This is a genomic window from Pseudomonas tolaasii NCPPB 2192 (assembly GCF_002813445.1).
Classification (GTDB): Bacteria; Pseudomonadota; Gammaproteobacteria; order Pseudomonadales; family Pseudomonadaceae; genus Aquipseudomonas; species Aquipseudomonas tolaasii.
On record NZ_PHHD01000001.1, the window covers coordinates 259093 to 276653 of the forward strand.

General features: G+C 56.6%; 17 protein-coding genes and 1 tRNA gene. 9 read left to right on the top strand and 9 right to left on the bottom strand.

The features are described from left to right. Positions 1-4: 4 nt before the first annotated feature. Entirely contained in the window at positions 5-1054 is a 1050-nt protein-coding gene (gene queA, locus ATI14_RS01250; protein ID WP_016972005.1) for a tRNA preQ1(34) S-adenosylmethionine ribosyltransferase-isomerase QueA, read from the bottom strand. Between the two features lie 108 nt (positions 1055-1162). Between queA and ATI14_RS01255 the strand changes: the two genes are divergently transcribed. Continuing rightward, positions 1163-1247: transfer RNA gene (locus ATI14_RS01255), tRNA-Leu, on the top strand. Between the two features lie 83 nt (positions 1248-1330). Beyond that, positions 1331-1660, top strand: coding sequence for a hypothetical protein (locus ATI14_RS01260; protein WP_016972006.1), 330 nt, complete (start codon positions 1331-1333; stop codon positions 1658-1660). Here ATI14_RS01260 and ATI14_RS01265 read toward each other — a convergent pair. Beyond that, positions 1657-2292 carry a LysE family translocator gene (locus ATI14_RS01265; protein WP_016972007.1) on the bottom strand — a complete coding sequence of 212 codons (636 nt, stop codon included), beginning with the start codon at positions 2290-2292 and terminating at the stop codon, positions 1657-1659. The two genes, ATI14_RS01260 and ATI14_RS01265, sit on opposite strands and share 4 nt — an antisense overlap. Before the next feature lie 108 nt (positions 2293-2400). On the opposite strand from ATI14_RS01265, the gene ATI14_RS01270 reads away from it, so the two are divergent. Beyond that, positions 2401-2772, top strand: a complete 372-nt coding sequence (locus ATI14_RS01270) for a PH domain-containing protein (RefSeq protein ID WP_016972008.1) — start codon at positions 2401-2403, stop codon at positions 2770-2772. A gap of 138 nt (positions 2773-2910) precedes the next feature. On the opposite strand, the gene ATI14_RS01275 is transcribed toward ATI14_RS01270, so the two are convergent. From ATI14_RS01275 to ATI14_RS01290, 3 genes are all read right to left on the bottom strand, one after another. Beyond that, the gene (locus ATI14_RS01275) at positions 2911-3219 is read right to left on the bottom strand and encodes a DUF3077 domain-containing protein (RefSeq protein WP_016972009.1); all 309 of its coding nucleotides are present in this window, start codon (positions 3217-3219) and stop codon (positions 2911-2913) included. A gap of 1589 nt (positions 3220-4808) precedes the next feature. Next, positions 4809-5336, bottom strand: coding sequence for a HEPN domain-containing protein (locus ATI14_RS01285; protein ID WP_016972012.1), 528 nt, complete (start codon positions 5334-5336; stop codon positions 4809-4811). 4 nt (positions 5337-5340) lie between these two features. Beyond that, positions 5341-6549 (bottom strand): DUF262 domain-containing protein, encoded by a 1209-nt coding sequence (locus tag ATI14_RS01290; protein WP_196775082.1) that lies wholly within the window; start codon positions 6547-6549, stop codon positions 5341-5343. Between the two features lie 287 nt (positions 6550-6836). On the opposite strand from ATI14_RS01290, the gene ATI14_RS01295 reads away from it, so the two are divergent. Next, a complete protein-coding gene (locus ATI14_RS01295; RefSeq protein ID WP_026082906.1) occupies positions 6837-7295 on the top strand; it encodes a hypothetical protein in 459 nt (152 codons plus the stop codon). Between the two features lie 6 nt (positions 7296-7301). Here the strand turns inward: ATI14_RS01295 and ATI14_RS01300 are convergent, their stop codons facing one another. Together ATI14_RS01300 and ATI14_RS01305 are read right to left on the bottom strand one after the other, a co-directional pair. After that, positions 7302-7676, bottom strand: a complete 375-nt coding sequence (locus ATI14_RS01300; RefSeq protein ID WP_016972016.1) for a c-type cytochrome — start codon at positions 7674-7676, stop codon at positions 7302-7304. A 43-nt stretch (positions 7677-7719) separates the two neighbouring features. Further along, the gene (locus ATI14_RS01305) at positions 7720-8661 is read right to left on the bottom strand and encodes a phosphoribosyltransferase (protein WP_031320003.1); all 942 of its coding nucleotides are present in this window, start codon (positions 8659-8661) and stop codon (positions 7720-7722) included. Positions 8662-8916: 255 nt separating this feature from the next. Between ATI14_RS01305 and ATI14_RS01310 the strand changes: the two genes are divergently transcribed. The 3 genes from ATI14_RS01310 (at position 8917) to ATI14_RS01320 (ending at position 12344) form a co-directional block, all read left to right on the top strand. Next, a complete protein-coding gene (locus tag ATI14_RS01310; RefSeq protein WP_016972018.1) occupies positions 8917-9294 on the top strand; it encodes a response regulator in 378 nt (125 codons plus the stop codon). Between the two features lie 195 nt (positions 9295-9489). Then, a complete protein-coding gene (locus ATI14_RS01315; RefSeq protein ID WP_016972019.1) occupies positions 9490-10104 on the top strand; it encodes a biliverdin-producing heme oxygenase in 615 nt (204 codons plus the stop codon). Then, positions 10101-12344, top strand: coding sequence for an ATP-binding protein (locus tag ATI14_RS01320; protein ID WP_080520105.1), 2244 nt, complete (start codon positions 10101-10103; stop codon positions 12342-12344). The genes ATI14_RS01315 and ATI14_RS01320 overlap by 4 nt, the downstream gene beginning before the upstream one ends. Positions 12345-12433: 89 nt before the next feature. On the opposite strand, the gene ATI14_RS01325 is transcribed toward ATI14_RS01320, so the two are convergent. Beyond that, entirely contained in the window at positions 12434-13753 is a 1320-nt protein-coding gene (locus tag ATI14_RS01325; RefSeq protein ID WP_016971104.1) for an ATP-binding protein, read from the bottom strand. Further along, positions 13750-14460 carry a response regulator gene (locus ATI14_RS01330; RefSeq protein ID WP_016971103.1) on the bottom strand — a complete coding sequence of 237 codons (711 nt, stop codon included), beginning with the start codon at positions 14458-14460 and terminating at the stop codon, positions 13750-13752. Before ATI14_RS01330 ends, ATI14_RS01325 begins: the two co-directional genes overlap by 4 nt. 162 nt (positions 14461-14622) lie before the next feature. Here ATI14_RS01330 and ATI14_RS01335 point away from each other — a divergent pair, with 162 nt between their 5' ends. Both ATI14_RS01335 and ATI14_RS01340 read left to right on the top strand, forming a co-directional pair. After that, positions 14623-15408, top strand: coding sequence for an MlaA family lipoprotein (locus ATI14_RS01335; protein WP_016971102.1), 786 nt, complete (start codon positions 14623-14625; stop codon positions 15406-15408). An 87-nt stretch (positions 15409-15495) separates the two neighbouring features. After that, entirely contained in the window at positions 15496-17391 is a 1896-nt protein-coding gene (locus ATI14_RS01340; protein WP_016971101.1) for an alkaline phosphatase D family protein, read from the top strand. Positions 17392-17561: the final 170 nt, after the last annotated feature.

A 17561-nucleotide genomic window follows, 5' to 3' on the forward strand; every position in this document is an offset into this window, starting at 1 on the left:
CGACTCATAAGGTTTCCTCTGGGCCGCGCGGCGCCGGGTTACGGGTGATAAACATCGCATCACCGTAGCTGAAAAAACGGTACTCGTTGGCGATGGCGGCTTGATAAGCGGCCATGGTTTCCGGGTAACCGGCAAATGCCGACACCAGCATCAACAGCGTGGATTCGGGCAAATGGAAGTTGGTCACCAGGCAATCGACCACATGAAACGGCCGGCCCGGGAAAATAAAGATATCGGTGTCGCCACTGAAAGGCTTGAGCACGCCATCGCGCGCCGCGCTTTCCAGGGAACGCACGCTGGTGGTGCCCACGGCAACCACCCGACCGCCGCGCGCCTTGCACGCCGCCACCGCATCCACCACTTCCTGGCTGACTTCGAGCCACTCGCTGTGCATATGGTGGTCTTCGATCTTATCCACACGCACCGGCTGAAACGTGCCGGCCCCCACGTGCAGGGTCACATAGGCGGTTTCGACGCCCTTGGCGGCAATCGCGTCCAGCAGCGGCTGATCAAAATGCAGCCCGGCGGTCGGCGCGGCCACGGCACCGAGGCGCTGGGAGTAAACGGTTTGATAGCGCTCGCGGTCCGCGTCTTCGTCGGGGCGGTCTATATAAGGAGGCAACGGCATATGGCCGACGCGCTCAAGCAGCGGCAACACTTCCTCGGCGAACTTGAGTTCGAACAACGCATCATGGCGCGCGACCATCTCGGCCTCGCCACCGCCATCAATGAGGATGCTCGAACCCGGTTTCGGCGACTTGCTGGAGCGCACATGGGCCAGCACGCGATGGCTGTCCAGCACCCGCTCCACCAGAATTTCCAGCTTGCCGCCGGACGCTTTCTGGCCAAACAGCCGTGCCGGAATCACCCGGGTATTGTTGAACACCATCAGATCGCCTGGGCGCAAATGCTCAAGCAAATCAGTGAATTGACGGTGTGCGAGGGCACCGCTCACCCCGTCCAGGGTCAGCAGTCGACTGGCGCGACGCTCGGCCAAAGGGTGGCGAGCGATCAGCGAATCAGGGAGCTCAAAAGTAAAGTCAGCAACGCGCATGATGGGGTTCGTCTAGCAGGGCCGGGAAGTCTAGCGGAAATAGTGAAAATTGACCATGAAACGTGATTGACCAACGGTAATCACCTCTCTATACTTCGCCGCCATTGAGCCCTGATGGCGGAATTGGTAGACGCGGCGGATTCAAAATCCGTTTTCGAAAGGAGTGGGAGTTCGAGTCTCCCTCGGGGCACCATCTTAAAAAAAGACCTTGAAATTCAAGGTCTTTTTTTTCGCCTGTCGAAAAGTGACCGGCGCGGCTGTGGAGGTAGCGGGACCATGGAATTGTTGCTCGAAGCGGTTGCGTTGTTTGCCTTGAAACTGGCGTATGAGACGGACGAAGGCAGCCCGATTTTGCGCGATGACCCGGTGATGGAAGGGCATGACCGCGAGGTGTTTGGGTTGCTGGTGCGCCAGGGGAATCTGGCCGAAATACATGTGAAGCTGGATCAGTGCCTGGCATTGGCGCTCGATGCGTTGGGCGGCGCCACGACCGTGATGGGCCGCGAGCTGCAACGGCTTGCGGTGGATGCGCACCAGGCGTCGACGCTCGAAGAACTCAACGCCCCACTCAACGCACTCAAGGATTACTTGAAAGCCATCCTTTAACGCCGCCCCTCCACCGCCATCCGCACCGCCAGCCCCATCAACACCGAGCCCATCAGCCAGCGCTGCACCACTTGCCATTTCGGCCGAGTCACGAAAAACACCGCGATGGAGCCCGCCATGATGGCAATCACTGAGTTAACGCTCACGCTGATTGCGATCTGCGTGAAGCCCAATATCAACGATTGCGTCAGCACACTGCCATGGCCGTTCGGGTCGATGAACTGTGGCAGCAACGACAAATACATCACCGCCACTTTAGGGTTCAGCAGGTTGGTCACAAAGCCCATCATGAACAGCTTGCGCGGGCTGTCCTGGGGCAAATCCCGCACGTGAAAAGGTGAACGGCCACCCGGTTTGAGGGCCTGCCACGCCAGATAAATCAGATACAACGCGCCGCCGATTCGCAACGCATCGTAGGCAAAAGGCACTGCCATCACCAACGCAGTGATCCCCAACGCCGCACACAGCATGTAAACCACAAACCCCAACGCCACGCCGCCCAGCGAAATCAAACCCGCCGTGCGCCCCTGGCAGATTGAGCGCGAAATGAGGTAAATCATGTTCGGACCGGGCGTCAGCACCATGCCGAGAGAGATCAGGCCGTAGGCGAGCAAGCTGGACAGTTCGGGCATGGGAGGCGCTCCTGATTTGTTGTGCCGGCGGCCATGGTAGGGTGTTGAAAAGCAGGCCGTTAGATACAGATTCACCCGCAAAACGGCATACACCCACGAGGCAGGCCCATGATCGACTTCAACAACAAAGGCTTCTTCAAGCTCAAGCAAAACAACGAATATGCCGAACGCGTCTCGGCGCTGTTGCTCGACGGCGAAGAAGTGATCGACGCCTACAAGGCCATGCGTGACGGCGTGGTCTTCACCACCAAGCGCATCATCGCGGTGAACGTGCAGGGGATCACCGGCAGCAAGAAGGATTTCACCTCGCTGCCGTACAAAAATATCGTGGCGTACTCGGTGGAAACGTCCGGCACGTTTGACCTGGACTCGGAGCTGGAAATTTACTTTTCGTCACTGGGCAAAGTGAAGTTCGAATTCACCGGCAAGACCTCAATCGTCGAAATCTCCCGGATCATTTCCAGCCACCTGCTGAGCTAACCAACAGGCAAAAAAAAAAGACCTTGGCGTCCCAAGGTCTCTTTCACTGCCAAGGCTGATTCAACGGGTGTACACCATCAAATGTGGGAGCTGGCTTGCCTGCGAAGACGCCAGCCGCCACACCCTCAAACCATCAGCCTAAACACCAACAGCATCCCCCTCCTCCATCACCCCATTCGGCAACATCCCATTCGCCAAATCATCCACCACCGCCTTCGCCATCTCCCCCAAATAATGGGCGGCCCAGGCATAACGATCCGCGCTCGTGTCCATGGCAGCGTCCAGCGCGAGCATTTTGGAACAGTGCAGTAGCTCGGAGGCATGCTCCAAGGCTTCGCGAATAGGCACACCAGCGTTGACGCGGAAAAGGCGGTGCAGGTTGGGTTGATTGCCGCAGGTGGAGAAAGTGATGATGCCGAGGGTTTTGTTGAGGGGTGGGTTGATCATTGGGCACCTCCGGATTCAGCCGGAGTGCCGGTTGCAGTGTTACGAAGGTATGACCTGTCAGAAACGCTCATGGATTTAGCTCCTAATGTAGAGAAGAGCCGCCACGTTCGTTTCCAGGCGAATGGGTGGCAGCTATGCGCAGGCTGGAAAACCGGGACAATAGGAACCCGGCAGACCCGAGAGTCTCCCGCGCACAACCGCCATAACACGGATATGCTGGCACAAAAACACCAACAATCGCGATAAAGATAGTGGCACCTGTGCGCTATTGTTCCACGGGTTTCCAGGCCCGGTCGCTGCTAGGCAGCGACATGCGAAAACTAGCCCCAAAATATCCGACAAGAAAAGTGAAGCCTTGTGACAAGAAATTTCTCGCGACCAGCATCAGCTCGCGAAGCATTTCCCCCCCAAGCATTTCCGCCCGCCCGTCGAAACGTGCGTTCGTCACTCGTGCAAATCTCTGGTTACGGCTATTCTTGAGCGGTGCTAATTAACCACGAACGAGAAAAACCCATCCAGGCGGTGAAGTTTTTTCCCTTAATACTCGAAAGCTAGGAAAAACGAAGCTTTATAAGCTTCTGTATTTCCTAGACTTTACTCATCATAGATGATACTGGGCTGTCCGTCACAGGCTTGGATTATTTAGTGTGGCCTATGGGCCCGGTACCAGTAAAGCTTCATAATGAGCTGGAGAATCCCGACTATGATTGGCTAGGAAATTGCGAGTTCCACTTGGTACATGCTCGCAAAAAAAAAAAAAATGTTAACAGCAAATGCGCTCATTGTTTTCGATTATGCCGATTTTTCTAAGCGCAAACTAAAGATACTGATTGCCCTCGCAAAAGAATTCCGAAAAAGCTCCGCCGACGAAATGGTTGAGTGTACATAATTAGAAAATCTGCCATGGCATCAGATCTATGAAATCGAAAAACGCAAACAAAAACTCATTCCATATTCAATGTCATTACGCAAACAAGATTTTGAGCACTTGATCGACTCGATAAGAGACCGAGAGGAACTTATAGCGACCATGAGAACCTGAATTGAAGCCTGGAACTATTTTAGCTCATAACAATTTTATGTTCGCAGACGGCTCAACCAGAAATAAATATCTGGTGATTCTTGGCTCAAGCGAAACAAGAGTTATTGCAGTGAAGACCACATCAAAAGGTCATAGATATCGCAACGATCACGGTTGTCAGAGCGGAAATACTTACCCGGTACTTCGACTAACGTTAGGCCGTTGCTAGTGCTTAAGCCTGAATACTTGGTTTTGCCTCAGTGAGCTTTATGAAATAGACTCCATAAAATTAACTCGCGGAATACTAGATGGAGAGATATTCAAATACGGGCATCTAGAGATGCACAATTACCCGAGACCTACAATTTTGTGCAAAAGGATGCGACGATATATCTTCCACACATGAAACAGTCATAACCTCATGTCTTGCCCCTACATAGAATCTCAAATGCAAGGTCAAGATCAAGATCAAGATCAAGATCAAGATCAAGATCAAGATCAACCTGCCTAACTGTTTCACAAGTATTATAATCCTCGCATTTCGAAAAACCAAACTTCTAAATTCACTTTACTCTGTTGCTTTTAAATCTAAAGCCTCGCGAAGCTTTTGTACAAATCGCAAAGCATTGGTATGCATCCCAAAAATCTCCTCTGAGGTTTTTTCAATTGTATAACTTCCAAAATTTTGATGAACCAATCTATTTCTTTCAGCTCCAACTTCAATAAAAGACTTTACAGCCCCCTCTAACGCCTGATCTTGGTTTACCAAATCGCTAAAATAAGCCTTAAACTCCTCACCAAACAAAGCGTAAAATGCATTACAGTTTTTTGCCTCCCAACTAAACAAACTATGATACTGCCTTGTCAATCCTTTCTTGTGAACAAATGAAACAAGCCGACTATCATTATTTGTAATTTTCTTTGTGTAATCCAGAACCAAGTCAGTAACTTCTTTTTCAAAAAAACTAGCAGAAGCAAGAAGTATAGATTTTCGAAAATTAGAATCAGCCACAGACTTCAGCGATACTTCACCATTTCCAAGTAGGAAATCATCCAGCTCTCTGACCTGAGAATAAAGCATATGAACCACATCCATTGTCCTACACTCCAAGATATCGCTCGACCACTTCGAAACGCTTCCGCACGTTCGTAGTTTTCATCGTACCAGCGATACACGCAGCAGCAAACTCTTCATCCTCAAATATATGCCGGACAGTTTCTCCATTCACAACCGCGGTAATTTTCGTTTCACCATGACCTAATCTATTGAAAAGAACGGAGAATAACGACTCAAATATGAAAATATTGAATCTTCCCGACTTTGTAACAAACAGTTCTGCCTTCACATCATCAACCGCTTCCAGAAAGCTTTCGAAAACCGACTCCAACCACAGAACGTGGTCGTCATCAAACTGCTTAGCTTTTTTTGAAAAGATATTTAGAAATGCTGCAAGAGAAGGTTTGTACTCTGTATACGCATCGGCCATTGCGAAGCAGCGAAGAAGTAACTCGTTATCCTTCATATGAATGTCAAGATTCTCCATACCTAAGACTCGTCTCCAACTCAAATTATAGTTAAGTCTAGACACCATCGAAAAGAACTTGGAATGGTATAAGCATGCTCGAATTTCTTGAGGTTTGAGATTCACACCACCTGAGTTCAAGCGGTTAAAAATTTCATAGATAGCCGAATCACCGTCCTTTGGTGAGTTTTGCTTAACAATAATATTTCGAATTGGCCGAAGATCAAACTGAGCTCTATAATCGCCAAGTGTAGAATAATTCAGTCCGTGAAATTTATTTTTAACCGCATCAGCCGACTTTGACAGCACCAACCTAAAAGGCTGAAAGTATTCATCGCTTTCCAAAATCTCTTCTGGAATGCCATTATACTCAGTAAATATCTTCCTGATTTCCGCCCTCTTTTCTTTCTTCGGAAACCTCTTTTTTATAAAATAAAATATGGACATCATTCGCTGCTGCCCATCAATAACAAGAAATTTATTTCTAGCACTTTCATACAAAAAAAGTTGAGGAACTGGCAACCCCAACAACAGTGACTCAATTAACTTTGACGCCTTTTTAATATCCCAAACAAAATTCCTTTGAAATCCAGGTATAATAATAGAACCTGACTCAATAAAGCTATTTATAGTCATCACATTAAAGTCATTAGGTGTTGCGGTAAGATCATACTCATCTATTTGAAAATCGTCATCACCTGAGTCTGACTCTTCGTCAATTATTAACACATCCATATCCTCATTAGAGGGAGCGCCTTCAAATTCCAAATCAACCATATCAACCATATCAAAAAGTCCTGAAGTATTGACACAACTTATTAAAGATTCTAACAAGCTATTGAAGTACAAACAGCCTAAGCCTTTCACTCTTGCGCACATCGGCCGAGGAAGAGAATAGCAAATAGCCATCAAAATACCACTTCGAGCTTTAAGATGAGCAGGAAAAGCTTGAGAATTGGACAAACGCCTTTTATGAGAATACGTTGCACGCCCTCTCTCGGTTCGGCTAGCTCGTCCTTCGCACTCGAAAACAGCCTCCATCACCTGGCCACCCAAGAAGGACGTCTGATGCCATGAAAAAGCCCCTCCTCTACCGCTCCGTCAACACCCGAACCCATGGAGTGCACCACGGCAGCTGCTTCGCTTATCGCTATGAACGACACACCAAAAGACAAAAGCGCTCACTGCCCACCCGGGGCTCAATGCACAGCCACCAGCGCCACGGTTTTGATTACACGCCGCTCTACCGATTTCTACTGTCCAAAGTCGGCCAGCCGTGGGGCAAGGTTTTCAGCGAAGCCAACGCCCGCCTGGACCGCCCGGAGCCGGTGTTCTGGATGGTTGCGTTACATGCACACGACAAGAAGGAGTACGTGCGAACGGATGAGTCCACCTACTACAGCGGCCTATGGGTCGATGAAGAAGGTGTGCTGCAAAAGGTTAACCCGCAGTTGACGCCCGAAAAGATGAAGCCATTTTGCGATTGCTGCACCCACACCTTCAACGGTGTGGTGTTACTACAAAAAGGGTGAAAGCGATCACTTGGCCTGAAAGGTTTCAAGGTAAGCCAGAATATTCTCAATCTTCTCCTGATCACTGATCCCCCAAAAAATCATCCGCGTGCCGCTCACCACGCTTTTCGGCGCTTCGATATACGCCGCAAGTTTGTCCCGCGTCCACACCACGCCCGAGTTCTTCATCGCGTCGGAATATTGATAGTCGGTGGTGGTCCCGGCAGGCCGGCCGATGATCCCATTCAGTTCCGGCCCGAACCCGCCGCGCGCGCCTTCGCCGATGCTGTGGCAGCCGCCGCAGGTCTTGCTGAAGAGTTTGCCGCCCGCCTCGGCATCGCCGGCCGCAAAAGCCGGGGCGGTGTTGAAGATCAGGGCGAGTGTCAGCAAGGCGTACTTCATGAAGGGCTCCACAGCAGGCAACAGTGAGCCGATTATGCCTGTATCAACCCCACTGCGCTGCACCGAGCAGGCGACCTTGCCGGGAGGGGGCGTCCCACCAGATCACGCGCAACAGAGGCGCTTGCTGGGCAATCAGAATCGCCTGCACCGGGTCGCTTTCCACGAAGTGGGTGCAGGCCAGCGCCAGGGTCGCGCTGGCTTTGTGGGCAGCGACGTGTGCGGGGGTGTCGCTGTAGCGCGTGGTGTCGCGCATGATCAACAGTTTGTCGCCGTGGCCATGGCGGTCGAGCCAGGCTTGCGTGCGGGCGCGGTCCATTTCCGGGCGGCCGGTGACGATGGCTTTGACCTGGCCCAGCGCGGGCAGGTGTTCGAAAGGCGCCAACCGGTCACGTTGCAACAGCGCGCCTTGCAGGTCGGCGGCGTACTGCGCTTCGGGGATGTCGGGCAACAGGATGCCGTCGAGGTCGATGGCATAGGCATCGTATTCGTGGTCCTGGGCCAACTCGCCGGTGCGCCCGCCACGGGTTTCCTGCCAGTGGTCGCGGTAGGCGGTGGTGCGCGCCTGACGCTCCCAGGGGAACTGCAGAAAATAGCCGCGCCCGTCGATGCCGTAATCAGGTCGTGTGGCGCTCAGGTCGTCGAACCCGGCGGTAAGAATTTTTACCCTCAGGCCCTGGCGTTGCAGGAAATTGGAGCAGTCTTTGAGGGTATTGCCGCTGCCGGCAATGTCTTCGCACAACAACACTTTGCTGCCAGGCGGCGGAATCGGGATTGACGAGTCCCAGGCCACGCTGCGGTCGGCGCGCTGGTAGCGCAGAAACGCCGGGGCGACGCCGGTGACGTGAGACACCATCAACGCCAGTGGCCCGCCGCCTCGCAGGATGCCGATCACGCAGGTGAACGCTTCGTCCAGCAACGCCGGTTGCAAGGACGCAATCCAGCGGTCCAGATGTTCGTAGGAAATGGGCAGCACGGGTCGGTTCAAAGGCGCGGTCTTTTTGGGCTAGGGTCAGAAATTTCAGCGCCGGTGGCAGGCACTTGTTGATGAACAACGCCTGAAGGCCGCCATTTATTCCTGATGAAACGCAAAACCACCGCCGCACGACAGCCCGGATTACCGGGACAACTGAACGTCAAACACGTCTATATGACCATCCATCGGCAAAAATTCCTGGTCACCGAAACTCTTGCAATGCCGCCCCACTCCACCTTTATGAACCCTGATGGTGGAGTAAGAATCATGGCTCAGCCATCGATTTTAGTGCTGGAAGACGACGAAATCATTCGCTCGTTAATGGTGGACGTACTGGAGGATTTTGGTGCGCATGTCACCTCGTTCCCTTCGGCCGACGAAGGCATGATTTTTCTCGAACGGGCAGACGACCCGGTGGACTTGATTGTCAGCGATATCCAGATGCCGGGTTTGCTCAATGGTTATGACTTAAGCCGGGTGGTGGCCCATCGTTGGCCGTCGGTGCCGGTGGTGTTGACGTCGGGCAATACCAAGCTGGCGGCGCAGTTGGGCGGCAGTGTGCGGTTCCTGCCCAAACCGTGGAGTGCCGAGCATTTGCTGGAGTGTGTACAAACCGCGTTGACCCAACAAGGATCGTTGCACTGATGTCGCTGCGATATCACTTAAACCGAACTTGAAGCGGTGCCCTGCGGTCATTAGTGATGCAAGGAGCGACTTTTCTGATCCGCCGGTCAGCCTTTTCGCCCTGTGCGTTCAGCTGACGGCCATGAGTTGTGTAGAATCGTCGCCCATTTCCACGCGTCATTCATGGCCGGAAGGCCCACAGTTCGAGCTCATTGAATGCATTCACAGGCCCATGACGTTGGTGCGCCCTCATTGCTGGAAGCGTTGCGCACAGGCACCGGCTTGCTGCATGTAGCGCTGGAAAAGCGCCTGCCGTTTTTCTCCGAGCGCCTGGATGCCGGCTGGTACCAGCGTTTGGTCGAGGCGTACTACGGGTTTTATCGGCCCATGGAAGCGGCGCTGTACGACAGTGGCTTGATACCCGACGGCTTTGACCAGACGCTGCGTGTGAAAACCCCGACGCTGGTGAGCGACCTGCACGCCCTCGGCCTGAACGATGACGCCATCAGCGCCCTGCCCGCCTGTTCCGACCTGCCCGTCTTTGATACCCCCGCCGCCTGCCTTGGCGCCCTGTATGTGCTGGAAGGCGCAACGCTGGGCGGCCAGGTACTGCGTCGCGAAATGGCCCAGCGCCTGGGCATCGACGCGGACAACGGCGGTGCGTTTTTGAATGTGTATGGCGCCGACACGGGCCGACGCTGGAAAGATTTTCTCGATTACCTGGGCCGCCTGCCGCTGGACGCGCACGCCAAACAGCGCGCGGTGGACGCGGCCCGTTCGACATTCAGCGGCTTTGAGCAATGGCTCGACCGCCAGGAGGTACTGCTATGAAACCCGAAGATTTTGAAGAGCTGCTTGCCAACTGCGCCGACGAGCCCATTCGCTTTCCCGGGGCGATTCAGCCTCACGGTGTGCTGCTGACCTTGTCGGAACCCGAGCTGAACATCGTGCAGATCAGCGCCAACGTCGGCGCCTTGTTCGGCCACGCGCCGGAGGCGTTGCTGGGCCAGCCGTTGCAAACGCTGCTCGGCGCCGAACATGCCCGGGCCGTGCAGGCCATGGCTGAAAACAACACGTTTTTCGACGCGCCGCCGCTACACGTCACGCTCAACGGCGCCGAGTTCGAGGGCCTGTTGCATCGCCATCAGAACGTGCTGGTGCTGGAATTCGAACCGCGCCTTGAAGATTTCAAACCGCGCGCGCTGAACGGTCGCACCAGTGACCTGGGGAAAATGCTGCAACGTTTGCAGTCGGCGAAAACCCTGCAGGCGCTGTACGAAATCAGCGTGAATGAAATCCAGGCCATGACCGGTTACGACCGGGTGCTGATCTATCGCTTTGAAGACGAAGGCCATGGCCAGGTGATTGCCGAAGCGTCGGCACCGTCCATGGAGCTGTTCAACGGGCTGTTTTTCCCGGCGTCCGACATCCCGGAGCAAGCCCGCGAGCTGTATCGCACCAACTGGCTGCGCATCATTCCGAACGCGGCCTACGAACCAGTACCGCTGCTGCCCAAACTGCGCCCGGACAACGACCAGCCGCTGGACTTGAGTTTTGCCACCCTGCGCAGCGTGTCGCCGATTCACTGCCAGTACATGCAAAACATGGGCGTGCTGTCGTCCATGAGCATCTCGCTGATGAAGGGCGACAAGCTGTGGGGCCTGATCAGCTGCGGCAACCGCGAGCCCTTGATGGTGCCGAACGACTTGCGCACTGCGTGCCAGACCATCGGCCAGGTGCTGTCGCTGCAGATCAGCGCCATGGAAGCCCTGGACTTGAGCCGCCAGCGCGAAGAAAAAGTCGAGACCCTGGCCTCTCTCACGCAGGCCATGAAAGCGTCCGACGAAAACGTATTTGATGGCCTGGCCCAGCAACCCCAATGGCTGATGGACCTGACCCTGTCCGGCGGCGTGGCGATCATCGAAGACAAGCAACTGCACCGCTACGGCAATTGCCCGGAGCCGGCGCAGATTCGGGCGTTGCACAAATGGTTGATCGAAACCGGCGAGCCGGTGTTTTCCAGCCACAATCTGGCTTCGGTGTACCCGCCTGCAGTCGACTTCCAGCAGGTGGCCAGCGGCGTGTTGGCCATGAGCCTGCCCAAGCCGGTGGACAACGGTGTGATGTGGTTCCGCCCGGAAGTCAAAGAAAACATCAATTGGAGCGGCGACCCGAACAAGCCGCTCGACCTGGAAAATTCCGACGCTGGCCTGCGCCTCCGCCCACGGACTTCGTTTGAAATCTGGAAGGTGGAAATGGCCGGCATCTCCACCAAGTGGAGCCACGGCGACCTGTTTGCCGCCAACGACCTGCGCCGTTCGGCCCTGGAAAACGACCTGGCGCGCCAGGTGCTGCGCGAACAACAAGCCGTGCGTGCGCGTGACGAGCTGGTGGCGGTGGTGTCCCACGACCTGCGCAACCCGATGACCGTCATTTCGATGCTCTGCGGCATGATGCAAAAAGCCTTCAGCTCCGACGGCCCACACACGTCGCGGCGGATTTCCTCGGCCATCGACACCATGCAGCAAGCCGCCGGGCGCATGAACGTGCTGCTGGAGGACTTGCTCGACACCTCGAAAATCGAAGCCGGGCGCTATGTGGTCAAGCCGGTGCCGCTGGACGTCAGCCAGATTTTCGAAGAGGCCTATTCGCTGCTCGCGCCGTTGGCGATGGAAAAAGGCATCGACCTGTCGTTCAACACCGAACCCGGCCTGCAGATCCACGCCGACCCGGAGCGCCTGTTCCAGGTGCTGTCGAACCTGATCGGTAACGCCATCAAGTTCACCCCGCGCCAGGGCAATATCGGCATCAGTGCCATGAGCAATGGCGAAGAGATTGTGTTCTCGGTGCGCGACTCCGGCGAAGGCATTGCGCCGGAACAATTGCCGCATGTGTTTGATCGCTACTGGACCCAGACCGAAAACAACCCCACCGGTAGCGGACTGGGGCTGTACATCACGCAGGGCATCGTCCAGGCCCACGGCGGCAAGATTGTGGCTGAAAGTGAGGTGGGCCGTGGCAGCGAGTTCCGCTTTACGGTGCCCAAGGTGGCCGGGGATTCACACACCTGACGCTTTGGCAAGCAAGCCTGCTCTGGTTGTGGCGAGCGGGCTTGCCCCGCTCGCCACAACAAGCCTGTTTGCCCTACAAATCTTGCGGGTCACACGGGCAACACAATCACCGCCACCAACCCGCCGCCCTGGCGTTCTGCCAGGGTCAGCGTGCCGCCATGTTCCAGCACAATCGCCCGCGCCGTGGAGAGCCCCAACCCTACGCCGCCCGTGCTTTTGTTGCGCGAGCCTTCCAGGCGATAGAACGGCAGGAACACCTGTTCCCGGTGCTCGGCAGGGATGCCGGGGCCGCGATCCAGCACGTGAATGACCACTTCGCCCGGGATGTACAGCAGCTCAATTTCCGGGGCCGTGCCGTAGTGGATGGCATTTTCCACCAGGTTGGTGATGACACGCTTGAGGCCCAATGGCCGGCCGCAATACACCAGACGTGGCGGGCCACGAAAGCTGATTTCGATGTTCTGGTCGCGGTAGTCGTCGATCAGGGTTTGCAGCAGTTCCGCCAGATCCAGCTGGGTCGCTTGCTCCAGGCGCGCGTCATCGCGGAAGAATTCCAGGGCGGTGTTGATCATTGCCTGCATTTCATCCACATCACGAAACAGCCGTTGCTGCTGGTCGATGTCCTCAATGAATTCGCCACGCAACCGCAACCGTGTGAGGGGCGCACGCAGGTCGTGGGAAATCGCCGCGAGCATTTGCGTGCGGTCCTGAATGAAGTGCTGCAACTGCGCCTGCATGCCATTGAAGGCGAGGATCGCCTGGCGGATTTCATGGGGCCCGACCGGCTCGATGGGCGGCGCACGAAAGTCCGAGCCAAAGCGCCGTGCGCCCTGTGCAAACTGCTGCAGCGGCCGCGCCAGGCGCCGGGTCGCCACCAGCGTCACCAGGGCGGTGGAAATCAAGACCAGCAGCAGCACGATCAGGCTGCGCTGGCCCTCCCCCAGCCCCCAACTGCGCGACTGCGCGCTGAACATCAACCAGGAATGGTCGACCAACCGCACGACCAACGCATAGTGGCCCTTGCCATCCGGCCAGTCGGACGGTTCGTAGCCGGCCATCAACCGCGGCGGGCCGGGCAGCAGATGCTTGAAGACTTCATCGCCGGAGTGAAAGTCCGGCTCGAGCTGCTCGGGCAAACCAAAGGTTTCACGCTCGGTGGCCCACGTCACGCTGAACTGCTCATCACCCACCGCTTGAGTCAGGTGCTCACGCCTGGCGGGCTCGGACGCTTCCACCGCCCGCACCACCACGGCGATTTTTTCCAGCAAGCCGATTTCCGTCAGGGGCGGCCGCGCCCACACACCGGCCAATTGCACAAACAAGGCGTTGAATGCGAGCGCGGTGAACATGGCGAGCAAAATGGTCAGGGCGATCCAGCGCGCCACGGTGTCGCGGGGCAGGCGCTTCATGAGCGGGTCACGTTGGCGGTGAATTGGTAGCCGCCGTTGCGCACGGTGCGGATCATCGCCGGGCGCTTGGTATCGAATTCCAGCTTGCGCCGCAGGCGGCTGACCTGCACGTCGATGCTGCGGTCGAACGCATCGTGGCTGTGACCGCGTGACAGGTTCAGCAATTGCTCGCGGGTGAGCACGCGCTGGGGGTGTTCGGCGAACACCAGCAGCAAGTCGAACTCGCCGGAGGACAGCGGGATCATCACTTGGTCAGGCGAGCGCAATTCGCGGCGCGTCAGGTCCAGTTGCCAACCGGCGAAGCGGATCAACGGGCGAGCGACCTCGCCCACCGGCGCCCGGCTCTCGCCGGCGCGGCGCAACACCGCGCGCACCCGGGCCAGCAACTCACGGGCGTCGAAGGGTTTGCTCAGGTAATCGTCGGCGCCCATTTCCAGGCCGACCACGCGGTCGCTGAGTTCGCCCATGGCGGTCAGCATGATCACCGGGGTCGCGTATTCCTGGCGCAAGCGCTGGCACAGCAGCAGGCCGTTGTCGCCGGGCAGCATCAGGTCGAGGATGATCAAGTCTGCCGGCTCACGCTCCATGGCCGCCCACAAGCCCGCGCCACTGGCGGCGGTCTCGACCGTATAGCCGTGTTGCAGGAAAAATTTCTTCAGCAGCGCGAGGACTTCAAGGTCATCGTCCACGATCAAAAGGTTGCTCACCGGAACACATCACATGGGTTGGTCGAGGGGCTATCTAAAACCATTCGGCGTGGCGCGTCATATATTTCAACCGTGCAATAAAACGTCAACGGCGCAATAAACCAGACATCTTTGCGCAAGAAGCGGCTGCCAGCATCGGCCTCCCTTTTGCGGAGACTGACCATGCGCTCGCTCACCTACCCCCAGCACCTGGCTCGCCAGGCCGTGCTGCTGTTGACCGTGTCTTACCTCACAGGCTGCGCCAGCCCGGCCAACGTGCAAACCACCACGCATTGCGCGCAGGTGAGTTACCCGGTGTATGACCCGGCCGAGTCGGTCAACCGCGGAGTCTTCGCGTTTAACCGCGTGGTGGATGATTACGCACTGGCGCCGGTGGCACGCGGCTACCGCTACTTGCCGGATTTTTTCCAGCAGGGTGTGCATAACTTCGCCACCAACTTCAGTGAGCCGAAGGTCTTTATCAATGACCTGTTGCAAGGCAACCCGCGCCGCTCGATCAATACCCTGGGACGGTTTGCCGTGAACACCACCGTAGGGGTGGTGGGTTTGTTTGATGTGTCCGACCGCTTGGGCATCCCGCGCCATACCGCCGACTTTGGCCAGACGTTTGGCGTGTGGGGCATGGGCAACGGGCCGATCGTCGAGTTGCCGCTGCTGGGCACGGGCAACAGCCGCGATGCCGCCGGCAAGGTCTTGAGTTTCCTGGTATCGCCGCTGGGCGACAGCGACACCGTGCAAACCCTCGGCACCGTCAGCATGGTGGGTGGCACCGTGGACACGCGGGCGTCGTTGTTGCCGCTCACCGACAGCCTGCAAAAACTGCCGGATTACTACAGCGCATTACGTAACGTGGTGGCCGAACATCGCGCAGCGTTTGTGCTGGAGGGCAAGGAAGGCGCCACGAACCCTGCGCCAAACGACTGCGCCAAGGGCAATGACGATTTTTGATACAGATGCGGCGCTGTCGCTTAACAAAATGCCGACATCCCGTACGCTAACCTCGCCGGCTAGATCCTGAGTGGAGCCTTTGCCTGCATGCCAAACGCCGACACATTGCCCGACGTCCTCGCCGGGCCGATGCTGCGCCGCCTCGAACCCCGGCGCCTGGTGCTGTGGCTGGCCGGCAGCCGTGAACTGGCGTTGACACTCAGGTTGTACGTCGAAGGCCTGCCGGTTGATATCACCCTGGACCAAAACCAGTGCCAGGTCGTAGCCGTGGGGCATCATGCCGTCCTCCACCTGATCGATGTGGCGCTGGATGATGCGCTGCCTCAGGACGCGTTCATCGGCTATGACCTGCTGATCGAAGGCCGCGGAATCGCCGAATGGGCACCTCATCTATTGCACACGGGCACTCGTTACCCGAATTTCGTGCTGCACCGCCGAATTCATCAGTTGGTGCACGGCTCGTGCCGCAAACCCCATCACCGCGCCGAAGAAGGTTTGCTGTGCGTCGACAAGCTGTTGGCCGATGCACATACCACTGCCGAACGCCCGGCCCTGCTGATGATGAGCGGCGACCAGATCTACGCCGATGATGTTGCAGGCCCCATGCTGCGGGCGATTCATGCGTTGATCGCGCGCCTGGGCCTGTTTGACGAATACCTGGAAGGCGCCGTGGTAAACGACAGCACCAGCCTCTACGGGCACCGCGCCAGCTATTACCATCGCGCCGACCTGTTGCCGGCGCTGGACAGCAACGAGACGCTGCGCGAGCGTTTTTTCGGCGGCGTGAAGAAGCCGATCTTCACCAGCAGCACCGCAGACAATCACCTGGTGACCTTTGCTGAAGTCATTGCCATGTATTTGCTGGCGTGGTCGCCCGCCCCCTGGACGCTGATCGCCCCGCAACCGCCACAGTTGAGTGGCGAGGAACGGGCACGTTATGCCCGTGAACAGGTGCAGGTTGAGCGCTTTCGCGACGGGCTGCCGGGTGTCGCGCGCGTCTTCGCCCACCTGTCCACGCTGATGATCTTCGACGACCACGACATCACCGACGACTGGAATCTCAGCGCCCAGTGGGAACAAACCGCGTATGGCCACCCGTTTTCCAAACGCATCATCGGCAACGCCCTGCTCGCTTACCTGCTGTGTCAGGGCTGGGGTAACCAGCCGGATGTGTTTGGCGAGTTGATCAGTCAAACCCGGACGCTGACAACCGGCGTGCAAAACGCCCCTCTCGCCGCAACCGCACAGGATGAGTTGATCGAATCACTGTTGAAGTTCCAGCATTGGCACTACGTGTTGCCCACCACCCCGGCGCTGGTGGTACTCGACACCCGCACCCGGCGCTGGCGCAGCGAGTTCACCCTCAAACAACCCTCCGGGCTGCTCGATTGGGAAGCTTTGAGCGAACTGCAACAGGCGTTGCTGGACCACCCCTCGGCCATCATCGTGTCGCCGGCGCCGGTGTTTGGCGTCAAGCTGATCGAGACCGTGCAAAAAATCTTCAGCTGGTGCGGTCACCCGTTGTTGGTGGACGCCGAAAACTGGATGGCTCATCGCGGCGCGGCACAGGTGATCCTCAATATTTTCCGCCACTCGCGCACGCCGGGGAACTACGTGATTCTGTCGGGCGACGTGCATTACTCATTCGTTTATGAAGTACTGGTCCGCCACCGCAACGCCGGCCCCAGGATCTGGCAAATCACCAGCAGCGGCATCAAGAATAAATTCCCGCCCCGCCTGCTGGTATGGTTCGACCGCCTCAACCGCTGGCTTTATTCACCCCGTTCGCCGCTTAACGGGTTCACCCGTCGCCGCGCCATGGAGGTAGTGCCGCATATTCCCGAACATGCCGAGGCAGGAGAGCGGCTGTGGAATTCGGCAGGAATCGGCCAGGTGTTTTTCAATGAAAAGGGCCAGCCGGAGGCGATTTACCAGCACAACGCAGATGGAAGGCCGAGGACGAGGATGGTTGCGCCCAACTAAGTTTCCTACATCAGCAAAACCCTTCTCTCATCAAGATTTCAGAAACATCACAAGGCATTGTTTTTATGGAAACTTCTTGAATATTTTCAATACTCCTGCGCCTTGAAGAAAGTGTCAGGTTCCGGCTGGTCTTTGCAAAAAGCCCTTCAATCGCCGATTGCCACATGAAC

Bases quoted from the DNA above. Each gene is read 5' to 3' on its own strand.
- ATI14_RS01295 (WP_026082906.1), top strand. From the start codon at position 6,837: ATGAAAAAGCCCCTCCTCTACCGCTCCGTCAACACCCGAACCCATGGA.
- ATI14_RS01290 (WP_196775082.1), bottom strand. From the start codon at position 6,549: ATGGTTGATATGGTTGATTTGGAATTTGAAGGCGCTCCCTCTAATGAG.
- ATI14_RS01265 (WP_016972007.1), bottom strand. From the start codon at position 2,292: ATGCCCGAACTGTCCAGCTTGCTCGCCTACGGCCTGATCTCTCTCGGC.
- ATI14_RS01335 (WP_016971102.1), top strand. From the start codon at position 14,623: ATGCGCTCGCTCACCTACCCCCAGCACCTGGCTCGCCAGGCCGTGCTG.
- ATI14_RS01260 (WP_016972006.1), top strand. From the start codon at position 1,331: ATGGAATTGTTGCTCGAAGCGGTTGCGTTGTTTGCCTTGAAACTGGCG.
- ATI14_RS01300 (WP_016972016.1), bottom strand. From the start codon at position 7,676: ATGAAGTACGCCTTGCTGACACTCGCCCTGATCTTCAACACCGCCCCG.
- ATI14_RS01275 (WP_016972009.1), bottom strand. From the start codon at position 3,219: ATGATCAACCCACCCCTCAACAAAACCCTCGGCATCATCACTTTCTCC.
- ATI14_RS01340 (WP_016971101.1), top strand. From the start codon at position 15,496: ATGCCAAACGCCGACACATTGCCCGACGTCCTCGCCGGGCCGATGCTG.
- ATI14_RS01270 (WP_016972008.1), top strand. From the start codon at position 2,401: ATGATCGACTTCAACAACAAAGGCTTCTTCAAGCTCAAGCAAAACAAC.
- queA (WP_016972005.1), bottom strand. From the start codon at position 1,054: ATGCGCGTTGCTGACTTTACTTTTGAGCTCCCTGATTCGCTGATCGCT.
- ATI14_RS01285 (WP_016972012.1), bottom strand. From the start codon at position 5,336: ATGGATGTGGTTCATATGCTTTATTCTCAGGTCAGAGAGCTGGATGAT.
- ATI14_RS01320 (WP_080520105.1), top strand. From the start codon at position 10,101: ATGAAACCCGAAGATTTTGAAGAGCTGCTTGCCAACTGCGCCGACGAG.
- ATI14_RS01310 (WP_016972018.1), top strand. From the start codon at position 8,917: ATGGCTCAGCCATCGATTTTAGTGCTGGAAGACGACGAAATCATTCGC.
- ATI14_RS01325 (WP_016971104.1), bottom strand. From the start codon at position 13,753: ATGAAGCGCCTGCCCCGCGACACCGTGGCGCGCTGGATCGCCCTGACC.
- ATI14_RS01315 (WP_016972019.1), top strand. From the start codon at position 9,490: ATGCATTCACAGGCCCATGACGTTGGTGCGCCCTCATTGCTGGAAGCG.